This is a genomic window from Arthrobacter sp. Leaf141, from assembly GCF_001424565.1.
Taxonomy (GTDB): Bacteria; Actinomycetota; Actinomycetes; order Actinomycetales; family Micrococcaceae; genus Arthrobacter.
Genome location: NZ_LMOL01000013.1, coordinates 68,718 through 91,509 on the forward strand (window position 1 = coordinate 68,718; position 22,792 = coordinate 91,509).

The 22,792-nt window shown below is 66.9% G+C and carries 22 protein-coding genes; 17 read left to right on the top strand and 5 right to left on the bottom strand.

All coding sequences use genetic code 11. The features are described 5' to 3' along the window. Nucleotides 1-141: 141 nt before the first annotated feature. The 9 genes from ftsZ to dnaE all read left to right on the top strand — a co-directional run bounded on the left by ftsZ (nt 142) and on the right by dnaE (nt 9,921). Entirely contained in the window at nt 142-1,374 is a 1,233-nt protein-coding gene (gene ftsZ / locus ASF72_RS10785) for a cell division protein FtsZ (protein ID WP_050684152.1), read from the top strand. An 8-nt stretch (nt 1,375-1,382) separates the two neighbouring features. Next, nucleotides 1,383-2,072, top strand: coding sequence for a polyphenol oxidase family protein (locus tag ASF72_RS10790; RefSeq protein ID WP_056598780.1), 690 nt, complete (start codon nt 1,383-1,385; stop codon nt 2,070-2,072). Further along, nucleotides 2,065-2,820, top strand: a complete 756-nt coding sequence (locus ASF72_RS10795) for a YggS family pyridoxal phosphate-dependent enzyme (RefSeq protein ID WP_056598783.1) — start codon at nt 2,065-2,067, stop codon at nt 2,818-2,820. The genes ASF72_RS10790 and ASF72_RS10795 overlap by 8 nt, the downstream gene beginning before the upstream one ends. 92 nt (nt 2,821-2,912) lie before the next feature. Then, entirely contained in the window at nt 2,913-3,443 is a 531-nt protein-coding gene (locus ASF72_RS10800; protein WP_050684155.1) for a cell division protein SepF, read from the top strand. 121 nt (nt 3,444-3,564) lie between these two features. Further along, nucleotides 3,565-3,852: a YggT family protein gene (locus ASF72_RS10805; protein WP_056598786.1), complete on the top strand. Its 288-nt coding sequence runs from the start codon at nt 3,565-3,567 to the stop codon at nt 3,850-3,852. A 176-nt stretch (nt 3,853-4,028) separates the two neighbouring features. Continuing rightward, nucleotides 4,029-4,727 carry a DivIVA domain-containing protein gene (locus ASF72_RS10810; RefSeq protein WP_056598790.1) on the top strand — a complete coding sequence of 233 codons (699 nt, stop codon included), beginning with the start codon at nt 4,029-4,031 and terminating at the stop codon, nt 4,725-4,727. Between the two features lie 91 nt (nt 4,728-4,818). After that, nucleotides 4,819-5,409 carry a signal peptidase II gene (gene lspA, locus ASF72_RS10815; RefSeq protein ID WP_050684158.1) on the top strand — a complete coding sequence of 197 codons (591 nt, stop codon included), beginning with the start codon at nt 4,819-4,821 and terminating at the stop codon, nt 5,407-5,409. Next, nucleotides 5,402-6,328, top strand: coding sequence for an RluA family pseudouridine synthase (locus tag ASF72_RS10820; RefSeq protein ID WP_056598794.1), 927 nt, complete (start codon nt 5,402-5,404; stop codon nt 6,326-6,328). Before lspA ends, ASF72_RS10820 begins: the two co-directional genes overlap by 8 nt. A gap of 35 nt (nt 6,329-6,363) precedes the next feature. After that, nucleotides 6,364-9,921 (top strand): DNA polymerase III subunit alpha, encoded by a 3,558-nt coding sequence (gene dnaE / locus ASF72_RS10825; protein WP_050684160.1) that lies wholly within the window; start codon nt 6,364-6,366, stop codon nt 9,919-9,921. Nucleotides 9,922-9,946: 25 nt separating this feature from the next. Here the strand turns inward: dnaE and ASF72_RS10830 are convergent, their stop codons facing one another. Beyond that, nucleotides 9,947-10,405 carry a flavin reductase family protein gene (locus tag ASF72_RS10830; protein ID WP_197273508.1) on the bottom strand — a complete coding sequence of 153 codons (459 nt, stop codon included), beginning with the start codon at nt 10,403-10,405 and terminating at the stop codon, nt 9,947-9,949. A gap of 167 nt (nt 10,406-10,572) precedes the next feature. On the opposite strand from ASF72_RS10830, the gene ASF72_RS10835 reads away from it, so the two are divergent. The 3 genes from ASF72_RS10835 (at nt 10,573) to nrdR (ending at nt 13,123) form a co-directional block, all read left to right on the top strand. After that, complete coding sequence (locus tag ASF72_RS10835; RefSeq protein ID WP_050684162.1) at nt 10,573-11,106, top strand: hypothetical protein; 534 nt, start codon at nt 10,573-10,575, stop codon at nt 11,104-11,106. A gap of 4 nt (nt 11,107-11,110) precedes the next feature. Then, nucleotides 11,111-12,484, top strand: a complete 1,374-nt coding sequence (gene hisD, locus ASF72_RS10840) for a histidinol dehydrogenase (RefSeq protein WP_056598797.1) — start codon at nt 11,111-11,113, stop codon at nt 12,482-12,484. A gap of 132 nt (nt 12,485-12,616) precedes the next feature. Next, complete coding sequence (gene nrdR / locus ASF72_RS10845) at nt 12,617-13,123, top strand: transcriptional regulator NrdR (RefSeq protein ID WP_050684164.1); 507 nt, start codon at nt 12,617-12,619, stop codon at nt 13,121-13,123. Nucleotides 13,124-13,214: 91 nt separating this feature from the next. On the opposite strand, the gene ASF72_RS10850 is transcribed toward nrdR, so the two are convergent. From ASF72_RS10850 to map, 3 genes are all read right to left on the bottom strand, one after another. Continuing rightward, nucleotides 13,215-13,994, bottom strand: a complete 780-nt coding sequence (locus tag ASF72_RS10850) for an SDR family oxidoreductase (protein ID WP_157370967.1) — start codon at nt 13,992-13,994, stop codon at nt 13,215-13,217. 3 nt (nt 13,995-13,997) lie between these two features. Beyond that, nucleotides 13,998-14,801 (bottom strand): polyphosphate--glucose phosphotransferase, encoded by an 804-nt coding sequence (ppgK, locus tag ASF72_RS10855; protein ID WP_056598800.1) that lies wholly within the window; start codon nt 14,799-14,801, stop codon nt 13,998-14,000. Nucleotides 14,802-14,900: 99 nt separating this feature from the next. Further along, a complete protein-coding gene (gene map, locus ASF72_RS10860; RefSeq protein WP_050684167.1) occupies nt 14,901-15,779 on the bottom strand; it encodes a type I methionyl aminopeptidase in 879 nt (292 codons plus the stop codon). A gap of 120 nt (nt 15,780-15,899) precedes the next feature. Between map and ASF72_RS20355 the strand changes: the two genes are divergently transcribed. Further along, nucleotides 15,900-16,064 carry an SPOR domain-containing protein gene (locus ASF72_RS20355; RefSeq protein ID WP_157370968.1) on the top strand — a complete coding sequence of 55 codons (165 nt, stop codon included), beginning with the start codon at nt 15,900-15,902 and terminating at the stop codon, nt 16,062-16,064. Nucleotide 16,065: 1 nt separating this feature from the next. Here ASF72_RS20355 and panB read toward each other — a convergent pair whose 3' ends face one another. Then, nucleotides 16,066-16,959 (bottom strand): 3-methyl-2-oxobutanoate hydroxymethyltransferase, encoded by an 894-nt coding sequence (gene panB / locus ASF72_RS10865; protein ID WP_050684168.1) that lies wholly within the window; start codon nt 16,957-16,959, stop codon nt 16,066-16,068. Between the two features lie 267 nt (nt 16,960-17,226). On the opposite strand from panB, the gene glnA reads away from it, so the two are divergent. The 4 genes from glnA (at nt 17,227) to ASF72_RS10885 (ending at nt 22,630) form a co-directional block, all read left to right on the top strand. Next, a complete protein-coding gene (gene glnA / locus ASF72_RS10870; RefSeq protein ID WP_050684169.1) occupies nt 17,227-18,567 on the top strand; it encodes a type I glutamate--ammonia ligase in 1,341 nt (446 codons plus the stop codon). A gap of 9 nt (nt 18,568-18,576) precedes the next feature. After that, nucleotides 18,577-21,588 (top strand): bifunctional [glutamine synthetase] adenylyltransferase/[glutamine synthetase]-adenylyl-L-tyrosine phosphorylase, encoded by a 3,012-nt coding sequence (locus ASF72_RS10875; RefSeq protein ID WP_056598803.1) that lies wholly within the window; start codon nt 18,577-18,579, stop codon nt 21,586-21,588. Nucleotides 21,589-21,656: 68 nt separating this feature from the next. Then, complete coding sequence (locus ASF72_RS10880) at nt 21,657-22,097, top strand: VOC family protein (RefSeq protein ID WP_050684171.1); 441 nt, start codon at nt 21,657-21,659, stop codon at nt 22,095-22,097. A gap of 5 nt (nt 22,098-22,102) precedes the next feature. Continuing rightward, the gene (locus ASF72_RS10885) at nt 22,103-22,630 is read left to right on the top strand and encodes a GNAT family N-acetyltransferase (RefSeq protein WP_056598805.1); all 528 of its coding nucleotides are present in this window, start codon (nt 22,103-22,105) and stop codon (nt 22,628-22,630) included. Nucleotides 22,631-22,792 lie beyond the last annotated feature (162 nt).

Below are 22,792 nucleotides of genomic sequence, written 5' to 3' on the forward strand. Positions count from 1 at the left end.
CGTTCCAGACATGAGTTACTTGACATAACTATAACCTTCAACACGAAGGTTAAGGTTTCAGGATTCAAGTCCTCCATCAGCTTTCGCAGCAAACTTCGCAGTACACACGAACAAAAAAGACACGAACAAGGGACACGTAACGTGGCAGCTCCGCAGAACTACTTGGCCGTCATCAAAGTCGTCGGCATCGGCGGCGGTGGCGTAAACGCAGTCAACCGCATGATCGATGTGGGCCTCCGTGGTGTCGAATTCATCGCCATCAACACGGACGCCCAGGCGCTGTTGATGAGTGACGCCGACGTCAAGCTCGACGTCGGCCGCGAACTCACCCGCGGCCTTGGCGCCGGCGCCAACCCCGAGGTGGGCAAGCAGGCCGCCGAGGACCACGCCGACGAGATTGAAGAAGTCCTCCGCGGCGCGGACATGGTCTTTGTGACCGCCGGCGAAGGTGGCGGCACCGGAACCGGCGGCGCGCCCGTAGTGGCCCGCATCGCGCGGTCCCTGGGCGCCCTGACCATCGGCGTTGTGACCCGTCCGTTCACCTTCGAAGGCCGCCGCCGTGCGGGCTCCGCCGAGGCCGGCATCGACGCCCTCCGCGACGAAGTCGACACCCTCATCGTGATCCCCAACGACCGCCTGCTGTCCATCAGCGACCGCAACGTCTCGGTGCTTGACGCCTTCCGCTCCGCTGACCAGGTGCTGCTGTCCGGCGTCCAGGGCATCACCGACCTCATCACCACCCCCGGCCTGATCAACCTCGACTTCGCCGACGTCAAGTCGGTGATGCAGGGTGCAGGCTCGGCGCTGATGGGCATCGGCTCCGCCCGTGGCGAGGACCGCGCCGTGAAGGCCGCGGAACTGGCCATCGCATCGCCGCTGCTGGAAGCATCCATCGACGGCGCCCACGGCGTGCTGCTCTCCATCCAGGGCGGCTCCGACCTCGGCCTGTTCGAAATCAACGAGGCAGCCCGCCTGGTGCAGGAAGTGGCACACCCCGAAGCCAACATCATCTTCGGCGCCGTCATCGACGACGCCCTCGGTGACGAAGCCCGCGTTACGGTCATCGCGGCCGGCTTCGACGACGTCAAGGCCACCTCGCCGTCCATGGACCAGTCGCAGGCCCAGGTCGCCCCGCAGCGCCCGGCAGCCCCCGCTGCCGCACCCGCCCAGGCGCCCACCGCCGGCAACCACCACACCAACGTCCAGCCCGTGCACGCGGGCGTCGGCGCTGCCGGCCTGGGCAACTGGGGCCAGCAGCGTCCCAGCGCCGTCCCGGCCGACTCCGGTTTCGACGTGGACCTGCCGTCCGTGGTGGAGCCGGACATGACCGGCAGCCGCTCGGATGACCTGGATGTCCCCGACTTCCTGAAGTAGGGTCCGGCTTGTTCCTCTGGCGTGCAGACATCCTGCCCGGTGTTTCCGCCGCATTCACGGATGTCCGCGCCGGGAACCTGGCTTTGCATGTGGGGGACCACCCCGACGAAGTCCGCGGCCGCCGCGCCCACCTGGAGCAATCCATGGGCGTGGCGCCGCAGGACCTGTTGTTCATGAACCAGGTCCACGGTTCCACCGTGGCCGTGATGGCCGCCGGCGGCCCGGCCCCCGACGCCGATGCCATGGTCTCGCTCGGGGTGCCGCTGGCCGTGATGGTGGCGGACTGCATTCCCGTGCTCCTGGCCGGAACCTCGCCGGCCGGTCCGGTCCTTGCCGCCGTCCACGCCGGCCGGCCTGGAATCGCCAACGGTGTCCTGCCAAAAGCCGTGGACAGCATGCGGTCCCTGGGCGCCACCGGCATCCGTGCCTGGCTGGGCCCTTCAATCTGCGGACACTGCTACGAGGTGCCGGCCGGGCTCCGCGATGAGGTGGCCGCCGCAGTCCCCGCCACCGCGGGCACCACCTCCTGGGGAACCCCGGCCCTTGACCTTCCGGCCGGAGCGCGCAGCCAGCTTGAAGCTGCCGGCGTTCCGGTGGATTACACCGGCCCCTGCACCCTGGAGACGGAATCCCTCTACTCATACCGGCGCAACCAAAAGACCGGACGGTTCGCCGGGGTGGTGTGGAGCCATGACTGAATCCGCACCCCACGGGGCCGACCCCCGTTCCCTTGAACTGGCGGACCGGCTGGCAGCCGTCCAGGCCCGGATAACGCGTGCTGCCGCCGACGCAGGCCGGCAGGACCGGCCGCCCCGCCTGATTGTGGTGACCAAATTCCACCCGGCCGCGGACGTCCGCCGGCTGGCAGCCCTTGGGGTCCGGGACGTTGGCGAAAACAGGGACCAGGAGGCGGCCGCCAAAGCCGCCGAACTGGCGGACTGTGGCCTCACCTGGCACTTTGTGGGACAGGTCCAGAGCAAAAAAGCCAAATCCGTGGCCCGTTACGCAGCCGCCGTGCACTCCGTGGACCGGGTCCAGCTGGTGGATGCCCTGGCAAAGGCCATGGCCACTGCTCAGAATACGGCCGCGCAGGATGGTGCGCCCCGCCCGGACCTGGACTGTTTCATCCAGGTCAGCCTGGAGGAGGACGCCGGCGCGCACCGCGGCGGAGCGGACCCGGCCGACGTTCCGGAACTGGCCCACCGGATAGCGGCAGCGGAAGGCCTCCGGTTGGCAGGCGTGATGGCGGTTGCCCCGCTGGGTGGCCAGCCGGAATCGGCCTTCGAAAAACTTGCCGGCGTGTCCGCCCGGCTGGTGGCGCAGCACCCCGGCGCCACGGGCATTTCAGCGGGCATGAGCCAGGACCTCGAGGCGGCCATCCGCTTCGGGGCGACACACCTGCGGATCGGCTCCGATATTCTCGGAACACGTCCCGCGGTGGGGTAGCGTCGATCCTGTTGGAAGTGATCGGCGGGGACTCCAGTGCTGTCAAACCATTGGGCGGCCCGCATCCGGGACATACGAAATAGGAGTCGACCATGGCCGGCGCTCTGCGCAAGACAATGATCTATCTTGGGCTCGCCGATGGCGATGAGCATTACGAGTCCGAGCACCAGACCACACGTAAGGATGAGGACGAACCCATGGAAGCAGACCGCGAGGAACGCCGTGCGCCCGCACCGGTCCGCGAAGTCAGCCGGGAAGCGTCCTACAGCCCCGAAGAGGAATACCGCGCCCCTGTGACACCCATCAAGCGTGCGGCGTCCAGCCGCGAGGAAATTACCGGGCTCCGGCAGATCACCACCATCCACCCGCGCTCCTACAACGATGCCAAACTCATCGGTGAGAGCTTCCGGGACGGCATTCCGGTGATCATGAACGTCACCGACATGGGCGAGGCAGACGCCAAGCGCCTGGTCGATTTCTCCGCCGGCTTGGTCTTCGGACTCCGCGGCAGCATCGAACGGGTCACCAACAAGGTCTTCCTGCTCTCGCCGTCGTACGTTGAAGTCATCGGCGATGACAAAAAAGCCAGCGACACCCAGGCCAGTTTCTTCAACCAGAGCTGACCGGCAAGGCCGCACCGGATGCCAGGCAGGGACACCTGCCTGGCATCTGTGCTGAAATAGACCAGAAGAACCGGCACAACGCCGCGGTAATCACAACTGACATGGAGATATGAGTTAAGTCATGGGAATTGTTTTCGGACTTGTCTATCTCGCCCTCCTGCTCTTTTTTGTCGCCCTGATCATCCGCCTGGTCTTTGACTGGGTGCAGATGTTTGCCCGGGAATGGCGGCCCCGCGGGGCCGCCCTGGTGGCGGCGCACACTGTCTACTCGATCACCGACCCGCCCCTGAAGGTGCTCCGCCGGCTGATCCCGCCCCTGCGGCTCGGCGGCATTTCGCTGGACCTGGGGTTCCTGATTCTGTTCATCGCCGTGAGCATTGCGATGGGAATCACCCGCAGCCTCGCCTGAATACCCGCGAAACCCTGTCAAATACGCTGGGCCCGCCCCGGGAACGGCTAGGGTGAAGTGAAGAAAACCCGTATTTGACACTTCAGTGTTGAATTACAGGTAGCAGACCAAATTTAGGTACCGTAGTTTTGACGGCCGGAAGGCCTACTGACTAACCAGACCAGTGAGGTGACCAGATGGCTTTGACGCCAGAAGACGTTGTCAACAAACGCTTTCAGCCCACCAAGTTCCGCGAGGGCTACGACCAGGACGAAGTTGATGACTTCCTGGACGAAATCGTCGTCGAACTCCGACGCCTGAACCAGGAAAACGACGAGCTCCGCAAGAAGCTCGCCGATTCCGGCACCAGCGTCCCGGCCGCCACCGCCGCAGCACCTGTGGTGGAGAAGGTCCCCGCACCGGTCAAGGCCGACAAGGACGACGCCAACGAGAAGGCCGAGGCAGCCAAGGCCGCCGAAGCTGCCAAGAAGAAGGAAGCCGCTCCGGCCGCTCCCGCCCCGGCAGTACAGGCCGCACCGGCACCGGCAGCAGCAGCCCCGGCCAACACCCCGTCAGCGGAATCCGCTGCCGGCCTGTTGGCCATGGCCCAGCAGATGCACGACCGCCACGTCTCCGACGGCCAGGCCCAGAAGGACAAGATCATCGCCGAAGCGCAGATCGAAGCCTCCAGCCTCGTCAACGACGCCCAGGAAAAGTCACGCAAGATCCTCGGCGCCCTGGAACAGCAGCGGTCCGTCCTGGAGCGCAAGGTCGAGCAGCTGCGCGGCTTCGAACGCGACTACCGTTCACGCCTCAAGGCTTACATCGAGGGCCAGCTCCGCGACCTCGACGCACGCGGCTCCGTCGCTGCACCGGAAGTCAGCGAAGCCAACTGATCCACCCAGCACGTATTCTGAAAGCCGGTGGCTGAGGATTCCTCGGCCACCGGCTTTTGGCATTAATACCGGTATCACGAATGAAAGCACCATGACTGACGAACCTGCCGCTGCCGCTGCACGCCCTGTCCCGCCTTCGCAGCGCCCCCGCCGCGCCGTGCTGCTGTCCCTGTTTGCCGGGTTCGCAGTCTTCGCCTACGTCTTTGACCAACTGACGAAGATCTGGGTGGTATCCACCATGGTGGAGGGCGAACGGATCCCCGTCCTGCCGCCGGTCCTGCACTGGTACTTCATCAGGAACTCCGGCGCCGCTTTCTCGATCGGCGAGAACGTAACCTGGATCTTTTCCATCATCATGGCGGCCGTGGTGGTCGCCATCCTGTTCCAGATCCGCAAAATCGGCTCCCGCTGGTGGGCGCTTGCCCTGGGGCTGCTGCTCGGCGGCGCACTGGGAAACCTGACAGACCGGCTGTTCCGGGAACCTTCCTTCGGAATGGGCCATGTGGTGGACTTCATCCAGCTACCCAACTTCGCCATCTTCAACATCGCCGACTCCGCAGTGGTCTCCGCGGTGGCGATCATCTGCATCCTGACGCTCCGCGGCATTGGCATGGACGGTGCCCGACTGCACGCTGCGGCCAAAACCAGCCCCGACACGGCGAAGGAGTCCGGTGATGCCTGAGCGCATCATTGTTGCCGGAGAATTCGGCGGAACACGGGCCGACGCCGGCCTGGCCGCCCTGCTGGGCATCTCCCGTTCGATGGCGGCCACCCTCCTGGCCGAAGGCAACGTTGTTGCCGGCGGCAAGGTGCTGGGCAAGTCGGCAAAACTCGTGGCCGGAGACGAACTCCTGGTCACCATTCCGGACCGGCGCGACCCGCTGGAAGTCGTGGAGGAAGTTGTGGAAGACCTGTTGATCCTGCTCGACGACGAAGATTTCGTCGTCGTCGACAAGCCCGTGGGGGTTGCCGCGCACCCGTCACCGGGCTGGGTGGGCCCCACGGTGGTGGGCGGCCTCGCCGGGGCTGGTTACCGCATTTCCACGTCCGGGGCACCGGAACGCGCCGGCATCGTCCACCGGCTCGACGTCGGCACGTCGGGCGTGATGGTGGTGGCCAAGTCCGAGCGCGCCTACACGGCCCTGAAGCGGGCTTTCAAGGAGCGCACCGTGGAGAAGGTCTACCACGCGGTGGTCCAGGGACTGCCTGACCCGCTCGAAGGCACCATCGACGCGCCCATCGGCCGGCATCCCGGCCACGACTGGCGCTTCGCCGTCATCGAGGACGGCCGCCCCTCCGTCACGCACTATGAAGTCCTGGAGGCCTTCGGAAAAGCATCGCTGGTGGAGGTGCACCTCGAAACGGGACGCACCCACCAGATCCGAGTGCATTTCTCCGCCCTCCGCCACCCCTGCGTCGGCGACCTGACCTACGGAGCGGACCCGCGGCTCGCGGCCACCCTGGGGCTCACGCGGCAGTGGCTGCACGCCCGTCAGCTGGGCTTCGAGCATCCCGTCACCGGTGAACCTGTGCTGGTGTCCAGCGAGTACCCGCAGGACCTTTCCCACGCACTGGAAGTGCTCGGCTCGGGCCAGGCCTAGCCATCCCCACGCGCGCCAGTGCGTAGAATGGTGCGGTGACTTCCAGCAATGATTCGTTCGTCCACCTGCACACCCACACCGAATACTCCATGCTGGATGGGGCGGCCCGGCTGGGTGAACTGTTCGATGAAACCGACCGGCTGGGCATGCCGGCGCTGGCCACCACGGACCACGGGTACCTCTTCGGGGCCTTTGATTTCTGGCGGAAAGCCACGGATAAGGGCATCAAACCCATCATCGGGGTGGAAGCCTACGTCACCCCCGGCACGGCCCGCGGCGACAAGAGCCGCGTCCGCTGGGGCGAGGAAAACCAGCGCAAGGACGACGTCTCCGGCGGTGGCTCCTACACCCACATGACGCTGCTGAGCTACAACAACGTCGGCATGCGCAACCTGTTCCGAGCCTCCTCCATCGCCTCCCTCGACTCGGTATTCGGCAAGTGGCCCCGGCTGGACCGCGAACTGCTGAACACCTACTCCGAAGGCCTCATCGCCACCACAGGCTGCCCCTCCGGAGAAGTCCAGACCCGCCTTCGGCTCGGCCAGTACCGCGAGGCCCTGGAGGCGGCCGCCGAATTCCGGGATATCTTCGGTGCGGAAAACTACTTCTGCGAACTGATGGACCACGGCCTGGATATCGAGCGGCGGGTCACCGGCGACCTGCTGCGCCTGGCCAAGGACCTTAACCTGCCCCTGGTGGCTACCAACGACCTGCACTACACCCACGAGCACGACGCGAAGGCGCACGAGGCGCTGCTCGCCATCCAGTCCGGCTCCACGCTCCTGGAACCCACGTACGACAACGGCGGCTCCCGCTTCGCGTTCTCCGGCAGCGGCTATTACCTCAAGTCGCCGCGGGAAATGCGGGAACTGTTCCGCGACCACCCGGAAGCCTGCGACAACACCCTCCTGATCGCCGAACGCTGCGAAGTTTCGTTCAACACCGGCGCCAACTACATGCCCCGGTTCCCCTGCCCGGAGGGTGAGGACGAAACCTCCTGGCTGGTCAAGGAAGTGGATACCGGACTGCGCTACCGCTACCCGCAGGGCATCCCGGACAAGGTCCGCAAGCAGGCAGACTACGAACTCGAAGTCATCACGTCCATGGGCTTCCCGGGCTACTTCCTGGTGGTGGCCGACTTCATCAACTGGGCCAAAAACAACGGTATCCGCGTGGGTCCCGGCCGTGGTTCCGGCGCTGGTTCCATGGTTGCCTACGCCATGCGCATCACCGACCTCGATCCGCTGCACCACGGCCTGATCTTCGAACGGTTCCTGAACCCCGACCGCGTCTCCATGCCCGACTTCGACGTCGACTTCGATGACCGGCGCCGCTCCGAAGTCATCGACTACGTCACCCGCAAATACGGCGATGAGCGCGTGGCCATGATCGTCACCTACGGCACCATCAAAACCAAGCAGGCGCTCAAGGACTCCTCCCGCGTGCTGGGCTACCCGTTCAGCATGGGCGAAACGCTGACCAAGGCGCTGCCGCCCGCCGTGATGGCCAAGGACATCCCCCTGGCCGATATCCAGAACAAGGACTCAAAGCGCTACAGCGAGGCCGGCGACTTCCGGCAGCTGATCGCCACTGACCCCGAAGCCGCCAAGGTCTTCGAAACGGCCCTGGGCATCGAAGGCCTGAAACGCCAGTGGGGCGTGCACGCCGCCGGCGTGATCATGTCCTCGGACCCCATCATCGACGTGATCCCCGTCATGCGCCGCTTCCAGGACGGCCAGGTCATCACGCAGTTCGACTATCCGACGTCCGAGGGCCTGGGCCTGATCAAGATGGACTTCCTCGGCCTGAGGAACCTGACGATCATTTCCGATGCCCTGGAAAACATCAAGATGAACCGGAACATCGACCTGGACCTGGAGACCCTGGAACTGGACGACGTCGAATCCTACGAACTCCTGGCCCGCGGCGACACCCTCGGGGTGTTCCAGCTCGACGGCGGCCCCATGCGCTCCCTCCTGAAGCTCATGAAGCCTGACAACTTCGAAGACATCTCGGCAGTGCTTGCCCTGTACCGTCCCGGCCCCATGGGCGCCAACGCCCACACCGACTATGCCCTGCGCAAGAACGGCATCCAGGAAGTCATCCCCATCCACCCCGAGCTCAAGGAACCGCTCGCGGAAATCCTGGGCGGTACGTACGGCCTGATTGTGTACCAGGAGCAGGTCATGGCCGTGGCCCAGAAGCTGGCCGGCTACTCCCTGGGCCAGGCCGACATCCTTCGCCGCGCCATGGGCAAAAAGAAGAAATCCGAGCTGGACAAGCAGTTCGCCGGGTTCTCCCAGGGCATGCAGGACAACGGCTACTCCATGGCTGCCGTGAAAACCCTCTGGGACATCCTGCTGCCCTTCTCCGACTACGCCTTCAACAAGGCGCACTCGGCGGCCTACGGCGTCATTTCCTACTGGACTGCGTACCTCAAGGCGCACTACGCGCCGGAGTACATGGCTGCGCTGCTGACCTCCGTGGGGGACGACAAGGACAAGTCCGCCATCTACCTCAACGAATGCCGCCGTATGGGCATCACCGTGCTGCCGCCGGATGTGAACGAGTCCGCCCTGAACTTCACTCCGGTGGGCACCGACATCCGCTTCGGCATGGGCGCCATCCGGAACGTGGGCGTCAACGCGGTCGAAGCCATGGTGGCCGCCCGCGAAAGCGAGGGAGCATACATCTCCTTCAAGGACTACCTGATGAAGGTCCCCGCGGTGGTCTGCAACAAGCGCACCATCGAGTCACTGATCAAGTCCGGGGCCTTCGACTCCCTGGGGCACCACCGGCGTGCGCTGGCCATGATCCACGAGGAAGCCATCGACTCGGTGATCACCCTCAAGCGCAATGAGGCGATCGGCCAGTTCGACCTCTTTGCCGGCTTCGAGGATTCCGACTCGGAAGCGTCGCTCAGCATCGAAATCCCGGACCTGCCCGAATGGGAAAAGAAGGACAAACTGTCTTTCGAGCGGGACATGCTGGGCCTCTACGTCTCCGACCACCCCCTGCAGGGGCTCGAAGGGCTCCTGAGCCAGCACGCCGAAATGAGCATCACTACCGTCCTCGGCGAGGACGGACCCCAGGACGGCGCCATCATCACCATCGCCGGCATGATCACCTCCCTGAGCCGCCGGATCGCCAAAGCCAGCGGCAACGCGTACGCCCGGGCCGAAGTGGAGGACCTGGGCGGTTCACTGGAAGTAATGTTCTTCGGCCAGGTCTACGGGCCCATCGCCTCCGTACTGGCGGAGGACCTGATTGTGGTGGTCAAGGGCCGCCTGCAGAAGCGCGACGACGGCGCCATCGCCCTGAACTGCATGGAGCTGTCCGTGCCGGACCTCAGCGAGGGGCTCAACGGGCCGCTGGTGATCACCATGGCCACGCACAAGGCCACCGAAGCCGTGGTCACCGAGCTCGGCGACGTGCTCCGGACCCACCGGGGCAACTCGGAAGTCCGGCTGCACCTGCAGGGCGATACCCGCACCGAGATCATGGGCCTGCCGGTCCACCTCCGGGTGAACCCCAGCCCGTCACTGTTCGGTGACCTGAAGGTCCTCCTGGGGCCAGCCTGCCTGGACGCCTGACCCGCCGCTACGCCCCGGCCGCCCCTCAGATCTCGTAGTCGAGGGGTGCCGGCTGGCTGTAGGCGCCGTCGTGGTACAGCAGGGGCAGGCCATCGCCGCCCACCTGGCCGTCCACCACCTGGACCACCACCACGGCGTTGTTCTCGAACGAGAGCCGCATCTGGACTTCCCCGATCAGCCAGCCGGCGACGTCCTTGAGGACCGGCACTCCGTGCGGGCCCACCTCCCAGTGGTCCCCTTCGAAACGGTTCCTGGTCCTGGCGAACCGGTCAGCCAGGTCCTGGTTCTCCAGGCCCAGCATATGGACGCCCACGTGGGTGGTGTTGGCCACGGCGGGCCAGGAGCTGGAGCTGCGGGCCATGTTGAACGTAAACCGCGGCGGCTGCGCAGACAGTGACGCCACTGACGTGGCAGTGAAGCCGTAGGGCCGGTCCTGGTAGTTGACTGTGATGATGGCGACGCCGGCTGCATGCCGGCGGAACATCTGCTTGAACGTCGCCTCGAACGACGCACTGGTCTCATCCACCGGAACTCCTGACAAATAAAAGGTTGCTTGGCTTCAAGGGTATGGCCCTGTGGCCGGGGCGCCGAACGCCTGTGAAGCCGGAAGACCGGCGCTGGACCACCCCGTAATTTGTTAAGGTTTGTTGCATGAGCACTATTCCCCGCCGGCAGCGCGCACGGCCATCCTGGGCCACCCTCGTGGTGACGGCTGCCGCAGGCATCCCTGCCGGCGTCCTCTGGTGGCTGCTGGCCCCGGCCGGGCTGAACCTGATCACCCGGGACCCCGCCCTCGGCACAGGCACCAACCCGCTGGCGTGGCTGCCCCGGGACCTGACGCTCGCCGGCCTGTTCCTCCTCGCCGGCTGCCTTGTGGCGGCCTTCCTGGCCGGCAGCAAGCGGCCGGACCCGCAGACTGCCCTGGTGCTGGGCCTGGCAGGGTCGTTCTGCGGTGCAGTCCTTGCCTGGCAGACGGGCCTCCTCGCCGCCTCGCTGTGGGGACCTGCCGCCGACCCGGCATTGAATGCCAGTGTGGCGTTTTCGCTGCGCGCCTGGCCCGTGATCCTGATCTGGCCGGCCGCCACCGCCATCGCAGTATTTGTCCTCGAAATCATCCAGTTTCCAGGCCGCAGGCCAGCCTCCGGGATGATGTCCGGGCAGGACGCCCCCGGCCCCGTAAAATAGCCGGGTGAGCCTTTCTTCCCAGCCTTCTGCCCCCGCCACTTCCGCCGTCGCCTTCCGCACCGTTGACCTCCGCGGCCAGGACCTGACGCTGGCCGGACTGCGCGCCGCCGTGCCGCGGGCCAAGGGCCGGACAGTTGCCGACGCCGAGGAAAAAGTGCACGGCATCATCGCCGCCGTCAGGGCGGACGGGTTCGCCGCCCTGGCTAGCCTCGCGGCAAAGTTCGACGGCGTGGAGCAGCAGCACCCGCTGGTCCCGCAGGACGCGCTGGACGCCGCCCTGGCCGGGCTGGATCCCGAGGTGCGCAGCGCGCTGGAGGAATCGATCAGCCGTGCCCGGATTTTTGCCGACGGGCAGCGTCCACGGAACATCGACGTTGAACTGGGCGACGGCGCCGTGGTCAGCCAGAACTGGGTCCCGGTGGGACGCGTGGGCCTGTACGTCCCCGGTGGCCTGGCCGTCTACCCGTCCTCCGTGATCATGAACGTGGTCCCCGCCCAAGCCGCGGGCGTGGCCTCGATCGCCCTGGCGTCGCCGCCGCAGAAGGAATTCGGCGGGCTGCCGCACCCCACCATCCTTGCCGCCGCCGCGCTGCTGGGGATTACCGAGGTTTACGCCATCGGCGGCGCGCAGGCCATCGCCGCTTTCGCCTACGGCATCCCGGCGGCCCCGGCCGGACCCGCCCTGGAGCCCGTGGATGTGGTGACTGGCCCCGGCAACATCTTTGTGGCGACGGCCAAGCGCCTGGTCAAGGGAGTGGTGGGGATCGATTCGGAGGCCGGCACCACGGAGATCGCTATCCTCGCCGACTCCAGCGCCCAGCCGCACCTCGTGGCCGCAGACCTCATCAGCCAAGCCGAGCACGATCCGCAGGCAGCGTCAGTTCTGGTGACGGACTCCGGGGAACTCGCCGCAGCGGTGCGTGTTGAACTGGACCGGCAGGCTGCCGCCACCCGGCACGCCGCCAGGGTGGCTGAAGCCCTGTCCGGGCCGCAGTCAGGGGTGGTGCTGGTGGACGGCCTGGAACAGGGCATCGCCGCCTGCGACGCCTACGCCGCCGAGCACCTGGAGATCATGACCCGGGACGCCGCAGCCGTGGCAGCCCGGATCAGGAACGCCGGAGCCATATTTGTGGGGGACTACAGCCCGGTCAGCCTGGGCGACTACTGCGCAGGCTCCAACCACGTCCTGCCCACCAGCGGCACCGCAGCCTTCTCTTCCGGCTTGAACGTCACCACTTTCCTGCGGGCCATCCAGGTGATCAACTACAGCCGTGCGGCGCTCTCCGAGGTCAGCGGCCACATCGTCAGCCTTTCCCGGGCAGAGGACCTGCCGGCACACGGCGACGCGGTGACCGCCCGCTTCCCCGCAGCGCGCTAGGCACCACATGTAGTAATTACAGGATTGTGATTACCCCAGATGTGGCCGTAAACTGAACAGTGCTGTACTGCCGCCTCCGCCGGGGGCCGGTTGGGACGTCCCGGTCACCGGGACCGTGCGAAAGGGGACACCTTGTACTGTCCGTTCTGCCGCAATCCCGATTCCCGCGTTGTTGACAGCCGCATGGCTGATGACGGCTCGGCCATCCGCCGCCGTCGCCAGTGCCCTGGCTGCGGCCGCCGGTTCACCACAGTGGAAACCACCAGCCTGTCCGTGATCAAGCGCTCCGGCGTCGGTGAGCCGTTCAGCCGCAGCAAGGTCATTAACGGCGTCCGCAAGGCGTGCCAGGGCAGGCCTGTCAGCGAGGATGACCTCGCGCTGCTGGCCCAGGAGGTGGAGGAGCAGATCCGCGCCTCCGGAGCCGCGGAAATCGACGCCCATGAGGTGGGGCTGGTGATTCTTGGCCCGCTGCAGAAGCTGGACAAGGTGGCCTACCTCCGGTTCGCCAGCGTCTACCAGGCCTTCGAGTCCCTGGCGGACTTCGAAACAGCCATCTCCCTGCTCCGCCATGAAGCGGACCAGGACGCTGCGGCCGGTCCGGCCACGGCACCCGTGGGCCCGGAGAAAAGCGCCCTTTAGCTTGCCGGTGGCGGCGCGGAGGGGAAGCCGCAGCCGCCGCCGGCACCCCCGGACCGGTCCATCTGCTGCCTGGGCCCCCCGGCCCGGCCGGTTACCTGCCGCCGGAAACGGGCAGGATGGCGCCGGTGATGTAGGCGGCCTCGTCCGAAAGCAGCCACAGGACGGCGGCTGCCACCTCTTCGGGTTCGGCGCCCCTGCCCATCGGGATGGTGGGGTTCAGCCGTGCCACCCGGTCCGGCATTCCTGCCGCGGCATGCAGCCCGGTGTTGGTGCTGCCGGGGGCCACGGCGTTGACCCGGATCCCATGCTGTGCCACCTCGGCGGCCAGTCCTGTGGTCAGGACATCCACGGCGCCCTTGGACGCAGCGTAGTGGGCCCAGGTCCCGGGTGAACCGGCCTTGGTGGCGGTGGAGGAGATGTTGATGATGGCCCCGCCGCGGCCACCCGCCTGCGTGCCCATCCGCCGCACCGCCTCCTGGCACATAAAGATGGTGCCGCCGACGTTGACGTCCATCACCCGGCTGACGTTTTCCGCCGGCATGTCCACCAGGTTACCGATCAGGTTCCCGGTAATCCCGGCGTTGTTGACCACGGCGGTGACCTCGCCCAGGCGCGCCGCGGCATCAAAAAGGGAGCCGACGGCGGCGGGCACGCTGATGTCCGCGCGTGCAGCCAGTGCCGTGCCGCCGTCGTCGTGAATGTCCTGGACCACCCGCTCCGCACCGGCGGAGTCCTCCGAGTAGTTCACCACCACGGCGTAACCCGCACGGGCGGCGCGCCGGGCAATGGCGGCCCCGATGCCGCGGCTGGCACCGGTAACCAGCAGGACCCCGCGGTCGGTGCCGCCGGCGGCCGGTTCCGTTGCAGCCACCGGCTACTTGGCCAGTTTGTGCTTCAGGGCGATTTCGATGGCGGCGCCCACAATGCCTGCCTCGTTGCGCAGCTCGGCCGGAACGATTTTGGTGCGCAGCTTGAGGTTGGGCAGGTACTCGTCCGCCCGCTTGGAGATCCCGCCGCCCACAATAAAGAGTTCGGGGGAGAAGAGGAACTCGACGTGGGAGAAGTAGCGCTGCAGGAGGACACTGTATTCGTCCCAGGACAGGCCGTCGCGTTCGCGGGCCACCGCGGAGGCCTTGCTCTCCGCGTCGAAGCCGTCCACTTCCAGGTGGCCCAGTTCGGCGTTGGGTACCAGCTTGCCGTCAAAGATGAACGCCGAACCGATGCCGGTGCCCAGCGTGATCACCAGGACCGTGCCGGCGACGCCCTCGCCTGCGCCGTAGCGCGCTTCGGCAAGGCCTGCGGCGTCGGCATCGTTGATGACCTCCACGGGGCGGCCCAGGCGTTCGGTCAGGAGGGCGTCGATGTCCGTGTCCAGCCAGGATTTGTCCACGTTCGCGGCCGAATGCACCACGCCGTGCTGGATGATGCCGGGGAACGTCACACCGACCGGCGAACCGGCGGCGGGGGCTTCGGGCCGGGCGGAGAGTTCGGCGACCACCTGTGCCACTGCTTCAGCAACCGCTTCGGGGGTGGCCGGCTGCGGGGTGGGCACGCGGAACCGCTCACCGAGCAGCTTGCCCTTCTTAAGGTCGACAATGCCGCCCTTAATGCCCGTCCCTCCGATGTCGATGCCGATCAGTGGGGCGTTCTTGTGCGACTTTTCGTCCTTCTTGGCCAAGGGGTATCCGTTCGTGCGGTGGCGGGCAGGGGAGAACCGGCGAACTGCCGGCCCGGACATCCGGTGCAGGCACCGGGCGTCGAAGGTTGAAGGAACAGGTTACGGCAGCGTGAGGATTTCCGCGCCGGATTCCGTAACAAGCAGGGTGTGTTCGAACTGCGCGGTGCGCTTGCGGTCCTTGGTGACCACTGTCCAGTCGTCGGCCCACATGTCCCATTCCACGGTGCCCAGGGTGAGCATCGGTTCAATGGTGAACACCATGCCGGTCTCGATGACCGTGTTGTAGGCGGGCGCAGCGTCATAGTGCGGGATGATCAGCCCCGTGTGGAAGGCCTCTCCCACGCCATGGCCGGTGAAATCGCGGACCACGCCGTAGTTGAAGCGCTTGGCGTAGGACTGGATGGCCCGGCCGATCACGTTGATCTCCCGGCCCGGGGCCACGGCCTTGATGGCGCGGTTCAGGGATTCCTGCGTCCGCTCCACCAGCAGCCGCGAATCCTCGTCCACCTCACCCACCGGGAAGGTGAAGTTGGTGTCGCCGTGCACACCGTTGATGTATGCGGTGATGTCGATGTTGATGATGTCGCCGTCACGGACCACCGTACTGTCCGGGATGCCGTGGCAGATGACCTCGTTCAGGGAGGAGCACAGCGACTTGGGGAAACCCCGGTAGCCGAGGGTGGAGGGGTAGGCATGGTGGTCGAGGAGGAACTCGTGGCCCACCTGGTCCAGCTGGTCAGTGGTCACGCCGGGCTTGATGTGCTTGCCCACCTCCACGATGGCCTGGGCCGCGATCCTGCCCGCCACCCGGATCTTTTCCACCGTCTCGGCGGATTTCACCTCGGAGCCGGTGAATTTGGCCGGCGCGGGCCTGCCCACGTACTCCGGGCGGGGGATGGTTGCCGGAACGGGGCGCTGCGGGCCCACGGTTCCCGGGGTGAGGGTGCCGATGGGTGCAGTGGAGGCAAGGGAAGGCATAGATTGATCATATAAGGGACCACAGAACGCCTGGCAACAGGAAGCCGTGGCAGGACCGCGTCAGCAGGAACGTTACGCAGGTCAGGCCCGGCAGCCTGCCGGACGGGGACAGGAGCAGCCATGAGTGAGTACTGGTATAACGTCAACACCCACGAGGTCGAGGAGGACCGGCAGTCCGACTGGAGCCAGTTGATCGGCCCCTACAAGACCCGTGAGGAAGCCGAGCACGCGATGGAGAAGGTGCGGGCCCGGAACGAGCAGTGGGACAAGCAGGACGAGGACTGAGCTAGAAGGAGTGCTCGGGTCCGGGGAACTGCCCGGACCTGACATCCTCGCCGTAAGCCGTGGCGGCGTCCAGGAGCGTGGTGCGGAGGTCCGCGTACTGCTTGACGAACTTGGCCATTTTTCCGCCGCGCAGCCCGGCCATGTCCTGCCAGACGAGCACCTGGCCGGTGGTTTCCTTGCCGGCGCCGATCCCCACCGTGGGAACTGCGACGGCGGCATCGATGGCTGCCGCTGTGGCGGCCGGAACCATTTCCATCAGCACGCTGAACGCGCCGGCGTCAGCAAGCGCCACGGCGTCGTCAATCAAGCGCTGGGCGTCCTCTCCCCGGCCCTGGACCCGGTAGCCGCCCAGCGAGTGTTCGCTTTGCGGCGTGAAACCGATGTGCGCCATGACCGGGATGCCGGCCTGGACCATTGCCTTCACGGTATCCGCGTAGTACTTGCCGCCCTCGATCTTGACGGCGTGGGCCAGGCCTTCCTTGAGGAACCGGACCCCCGTCGCCACCGCCTGTTCCGCTGAGACCTCGTAGCTGCCGAAGGGCAGGTCGGCCACCACCAGGGCGCGCTTCGCGGAGCGGGCCACGGCCCGGCAGAGGGGCAGCAGCTCGTCCACCGTTACGGGCAGGCTGGTTTCGTTGCCGTAGACGTTGTTGGAGGCGGAGTCGCCCACCAGGAGCACCTCGATCCCGGCGGCATCAAAAATTTCGGCCGTGTACTGCTCATACGCGGTGAGCATGGCAAACCTCGTGCCGTCCTGCTTGGCCTGCAGCAGGTGGTGGATCCGCACCTTCGCGGGCCGCCGTTCCGATCCCGCAGCACCGTGGCCCGGCCCGTTGCCGTAAGGGGCGGGCTGTTCTGCGGGCGTGGCTGAGGCTGCACTGTTGCTGGAGTCCATGGCACGAGCGTAGTGGGCGGTGCGCGGTCCCTGCTACCGGCCGGGTCCTGGCGCACGGGTGATAAGGGTCATAATCCACCGGCCATTTGCAGGTGCCCGCCGCGTGCGGCGGCTGGCGCGGACCCTGGATCGGTTGTAAACGCTGTGTTACACGCGGTGCGGGCTTCAGCATCGCCGTCGAATGCTTAGTACAGTGTTGGTGAACTGCTGCCGGCTTCCCTTTCTTGTGGACCCGGAGCATGGACGTTGACCGGAGAAGAGGCCTTCATGGACCGCCAGCAAGAGTTTGTCCTGCGCACAATCGAAGAGCGCGACGTACGCTTCGTGCGCCTGTGGTTCACCGACGTTGTGGGATCGCTCAAGTCAGTGGCCCTGGCGCCGGCCGAAGTGGAGGGGGCGTTCGAGGAAGGCCTCGGGTTTGACGGCTCCGCCATCGAAGGCCTGGCCCGCGTCTTCGAATCCGACATGCTTGCCCAGCCGGACCCCTCAACCTTCCAGATCCTGCCGTGGCGGGGCGAAACGGAGCAGACATCGCGGATGTTCTGCGACATCCTTACACCCGACGGCGAACCTTCCGCCGCCGATCCGCGCAACGTCCTCAAGCGCACGCTGGCCAAAGCCGCCGACATGGGTTTCACCTGTTACACCCACCCGGAAATCGAGTTCTACCTGCTCAAGTCGCAGGCCCCGGGCCCGGACGGCGCGCCGATCCCCGTGGACGAGGGCGGCTACTTTGACCACGTCCCCGGCGGCGTCGCCCAGGACTTCCGCCGCACCGCCGTGACCATGCTCGAATCGGTGGGCATCTCCGTGGAGTTCAGCCACCACGAGGCCGGCCCCGGCCAGAACGAAATTGACCTGCGCTACGCTGACGCCCTGCAGACCGCGGACAACATCATGACGTTCCGCACCGTCATCAAGGAAGTGGCGCTGCAGCAGGGCACGTACGCCACGTTTATGCCCAAGCCGTTCACGGACCACCCCGGCTCCGGCATGCACACCCACTTCTCGCTGTTCGAAGGCGACGCCAACGCCTTCTACGAGGCCGGCGCCGAGTTCCAGCTGTCCAAGACCGCACGGCAGTTCATCGCCGGCATCCTCAAGCACGCACCTGAGTTCACGGCCGTCACCAACCAGTTCGTGAACTCGTACAAGCGCCTCTGGGGCGGCGGCGAGGCGCCCAGCTACCTGAGCTGGGGCCACAACAACCGCTCGGCCCTGGTCCGGGTTCCGCTGTACAAGCCGGGCAAGGGCCAGTCCGCCCGGATCGAGTACCGCGGCATCGATTCCGCCGCCAACCCCTACTTGGCGTACGCCGTCCTGCTCGGTGCCGGGCTCAAGGGCATCGAAGAGGGCTACGACCTGCCGGCAGCCGCTGAGGACGATGTCTGGTCGCTGAGTTCCGCGGAGCGCCGCGCCATGGGCCACGATCCGCTGCCCGCCAGCCTCCACGATGCGATCCGCTCCATGGAGGACTCTGAACTGATGCCCCAGATCCTGGGCGAACAGGTCTTTGAGCACTTCCTGCGCAATAAGCGGGCCGAATGGCAGGACTACCGGCTGCAGGTCACCCCTTACGAGCTGCAGCGCAATCTCGGCATCCTCTAGGCTGTCGGCGTGAGCCTGGCGCGTCGCCTGATCTCGGCCGGCTTCAGTGACCTGGAGAAGGCAGGGCGGTTTCTGGCTGCCCGGGAACTGGAGGGCCTGGACCAGGACCGGCTCTTCGCCGGGCTGCAGATGGCTGCCAGTCCGGATACGGCGCTGCAGTCCCTGGTGCGCCTGGTGGAGAAGCACCCCGCGCTGCGGGAACTCGCCGAAGCCGACCCTGAAACCAGCGAACCGCTGTACCGGGTGCTGGGCGCCTCCGAGGCGCTGGGTGAGTTCCTGATCCGGCACCCGGAACACCTCGAGGCCTTCAACGTCCGGGCAAGCCCCGAGCCAGTCCAGGCGGACCCGGCCGTGCTCCGCGCGGTGCTTCTGCAGTCCGTGGGCGCCGACCCGCGGGCTGCCAGGCCGGTGGCCACCCGGACCGGAGTGGAAGCCTACGTGGCGCTGCGCACCGCCTACCGCAGGGGAGTGGTGGACCTTGCGGTCAAGGACCTCTGCGCCGCCGACCCGCTGGATTTCCTGCCCGCAGTGGGGGCCGAACTGGCTGACCTGGCAGGTGCCGCCATCGAGGCGGCCCTCGCCGTGGCGCGGGCCGAGGCAGCGGAGCAGCACAGTGCCTCGGACGTTGCCGGGATTGGCCTCGCCGTCATTGGCATGGGCAAATGCGGCGCCCGGGAACTGAACTACATTTCCGACGTCGACGTGATCTACGTGGTGGACGCGGGGCAGTTGGATGACGCCCACGCCAATACCATCGGCACGGCACTCGCCACGGGCATTTCGCGCGCCATCATGGGTCTCGCCCGGGAGCCGGGCCTCTGGGAGGTGGACGCCAACCTGCGCCCGGAGGGCAAATCCGGTCCACTGGTGCGGACCCTTGCCTCGCACGAATCGTATTACGCGCGCTGGGCCGAAAGCTGGGAGTTCCAGGCGCTGCTGAAGGCCCGTACCATTGCCGGCGACGCCGCCCTGGGCCGCCGTTACGAGGAAGCGGTGGCGCCGCTGATCTGGACGTCGGCCAGCCGGGACGGATTTGTGGAGTCCGTGCAGGCCATGCGGCGCCGGGTCACCGACCACATCCCGCCGGCCGAAGAGCAGCGCCAGATCAAGCTGGGCCGTGGCGGCCTGCGCGACGTCGAATTCACCGTCCAGCTCCTGCAGCTGGTCCACGGCAAGGCTGACGAGTCGCTGCGCCGCCGTGACACCACCTCGGCCATTGCTGCGCTGTCCGCCGGCGGGTACATCGGCCGGTCCGACGCTGCCGCGTTCGACAATGCCTACCGCTACCTGCGGCTGCTCGAACACCGGATCCAGCTGTTCCAGCTGCGGCGCACCCACCTGATGCCCGTAGCGGACCCGGCCCTCCGGTCCCTGGCCAAGGCAGTCCTTGGCCCCTTTGCCACCGAACGGCCCCACCCGGACGCTTTGCTGGCCGCCTGGCAGAAGACCAAACGCTCGGTCCGCGAACTGCACGAACGGATCTTCTACCGGCCGCTGCTGAACACCGCCGCAAAGCTCAGCTCCGAAGACGCCCGGCTCACTCCCGAAGCCGCGCAGGGCCGGCTTGCGGCGCTGGGCTACCTTGACCCGCCCGGTGCCATGCGGCACATCGAGGCGCTGACGGCAGGGGTGAGCAGGCGGGCAGCGTTGCAGCGCCAGTTGCTCCCCGTGCTCCTGGACTGGCTGGCGGAGGGTGTGGACCCGGATGCCGGGCTGCTGGCCTTCCGGCGCGTCAGCGAGGCGCTGGGCACCACCCACTGGTATCTGGGTATGCTCCGGGACTCCACCGCCGCCGCTGAACGGCTGTGCCACATGCTGTCCAACTCGCGGCTCATCGCCGACCTGCTCGAAGTCTCGCCGGAGTCCGTGGCGTGGCTGGGGCAGGACAAGGACCTGGCGCCCGTCCCGTTCCAGGCCCAATGGCAGGAGATCACGGCCAAGATGTCGCGGCACTCGGATCCGGAAAGCGCCATGCGCCTGATCCGGCTCATCCGGCGCCGCGAGATCCTGCGGATTGCGATCGCCGATTCCGTGGGACTGCTGGACCAGGACCAGGTGGGGGCTGCGCTGGCGGACACGGACCGGGCTGCCGTGCTGGGCGCGCTCCGCGTCGCTGAAAGTGTGGTCCAGATGTCGGGCCCGCTCAAGACCGCCATGCTGGTGGTTGCCATGGGCCGGCAGGGCGGCCGGGAGATCGGGTATGGCTCCGACGCGGATGTTATGTACGTCCACCGGGCGCTGCCGGGGTTCACCGACGCCGAGGCGCAGGAGCAGGGCCTGCGGATGGTGGCCAAGGTCTCCAGCCTGCTGACCCAGCCGTTGAAGCCTGCCATCATGGCCGAACGGGTCCTCCAGATGGACGCCGACCTCCGGCCCGAAGGAAAAAACGGTGCCATGGTCCGTTCGCTGGATTCCTACGCGGAGTATTACCGGCGCTGGTCGCTGGTCTGGGAGGCACAGGCTTTGCTGCGGGCCAGGCCCATGGCAGGGGACGACGCCCTGGCGGCGGACTTCCTGCAGCTCATTGAACCCATCCGGTATCCGGAGGAAATCTCCGAGCAGGACGTGCGCGAGGTCCGGCGGGTCAAGGCGCGGGTTGAGGCCGAGCGGCTGCCGCGCGGTGCGGATCCGGCCCGCCACCTGAAGCTGGGCCGCGGCGGCTTGAGCGACGTCGAGTGGCTGGTGCAGCTGCTCCAGCTGCAGCATGCCGGGCAGCACCAGGAGCTGCGGACCACGTCCACGGTGGGCGCGCTGGATGCAGCCGCTGACCTGGGGCTGCTGGCCCGGGAGGATGCGGACCTGCTGGCCTCCGCGTGGCGGCTGGCCAGCCGGATCAGGTCCGCCAACGTGATCTGGACCGGCAAGGCCTCGGACCTGCTGCCCTCGTCCCGCCGCGACCTGGAGGCAGTGGCCCGCTGGTGCGGCTACGAACCCGGAAACGCTGCCGCCCTGGAAGAGGACTACCTGCGGCTGAGCCGGCGCGCCAGGGCGGTCTTCGAACGGGTCTTCTATGGGCACTGACGCCCCGCGGGGCCTGCGGGACGGGCAATGGCTGACAGCCGCCGGGCGCCGGTGCTAACTTTGGGCGCATGGCTACCCAAATCTTCCTGAACCTGCCCGTCAAGGACCTGCCCCGGTCCGTGAAGTTCTTCACCGCCCTGGGGTTCACCTTCAACCCGGACTTCACCGACGAGAACGCCACCTGCATGATCGTCAACGACAACGCCTATGTGATGCTGCTGGTGGAGAACTACTTCAAAACCTTCACCGCGAAGGAGGTGGCCAGCACCAGCGGTGCCGCCGAAGCTATCGTGGCCTATTCGGTGGACAGCCGGGAAGCCGTGGACGAGGCCGTCCGGACGGCCCTGGCGAACGGCGGCTCACTGTCGGAGGATGCCATCGACCACGGCTTTATGTACAACCACAGCTTCCAGGACCCGGACGGCCACCTGTGGGAGGTGCTCTGGATGGACCCGGCCGGGCCTGCCACCGACGCGGAAGACAGCGGCAGCGGACCCGCAGGGTCCTGAACCGCGTGCAGGGCGGCGCCTGGCTCATCCCGCTCCGGGACCTCGACGACGACGCCCGGGCCATCCAGCTGGGCGCCGTCGCCGCGCTGCGGCTCAGTCCGGGCCAGGAACGCTTCGTGGGGGACCCGCTCCGGATGGCCCTGGCCGGGCTGGCCGAGGAGGAACGGTTGCCGTACGTGATCGAATCCGATGGCCGGGCTGTGGGTGTGCTCACCCTACAGGCAGGGGCTGCCAGCCTTGCCGGCTGGCCGGCGGACCGTACTGCCTGGCTGCTGCGGGGCTTCCTGATCGACAGCCGGTACCAGGGCCGTGGCCACGGCACCGCGGCCGCCGCCGCCGCGGTGGTGGCCGCGCACAAACTGACGCTGCGGCTGCAAGGTCCGGAGACCGGCGTCGTCCTTTCCGTCAACGAGGAAAACCCGGCGGGCCTGACGGCCTACCGGGCGGCCGGGTTCGAGGACCGCGGCCAATACGCCGGCGGCAGCGCGGGCCCGCAGCGGATCATGTTCAGCGGTTTTGCGTCGGCTGCATGACGCCGTGCCGGGCCGGGCATTGCGCTTGGTTCCCGATTGGCCGATCATGTGGATTGGCGGTGTCCTTCAACCTTGTTGGGGGGAAGGCTGAGCAGGTCTTCGTCTCGGGGGGCATTCGTCAGGGGGCCCTGTTCCCGGTCTCAGCACGTCTGGAACGGGGCT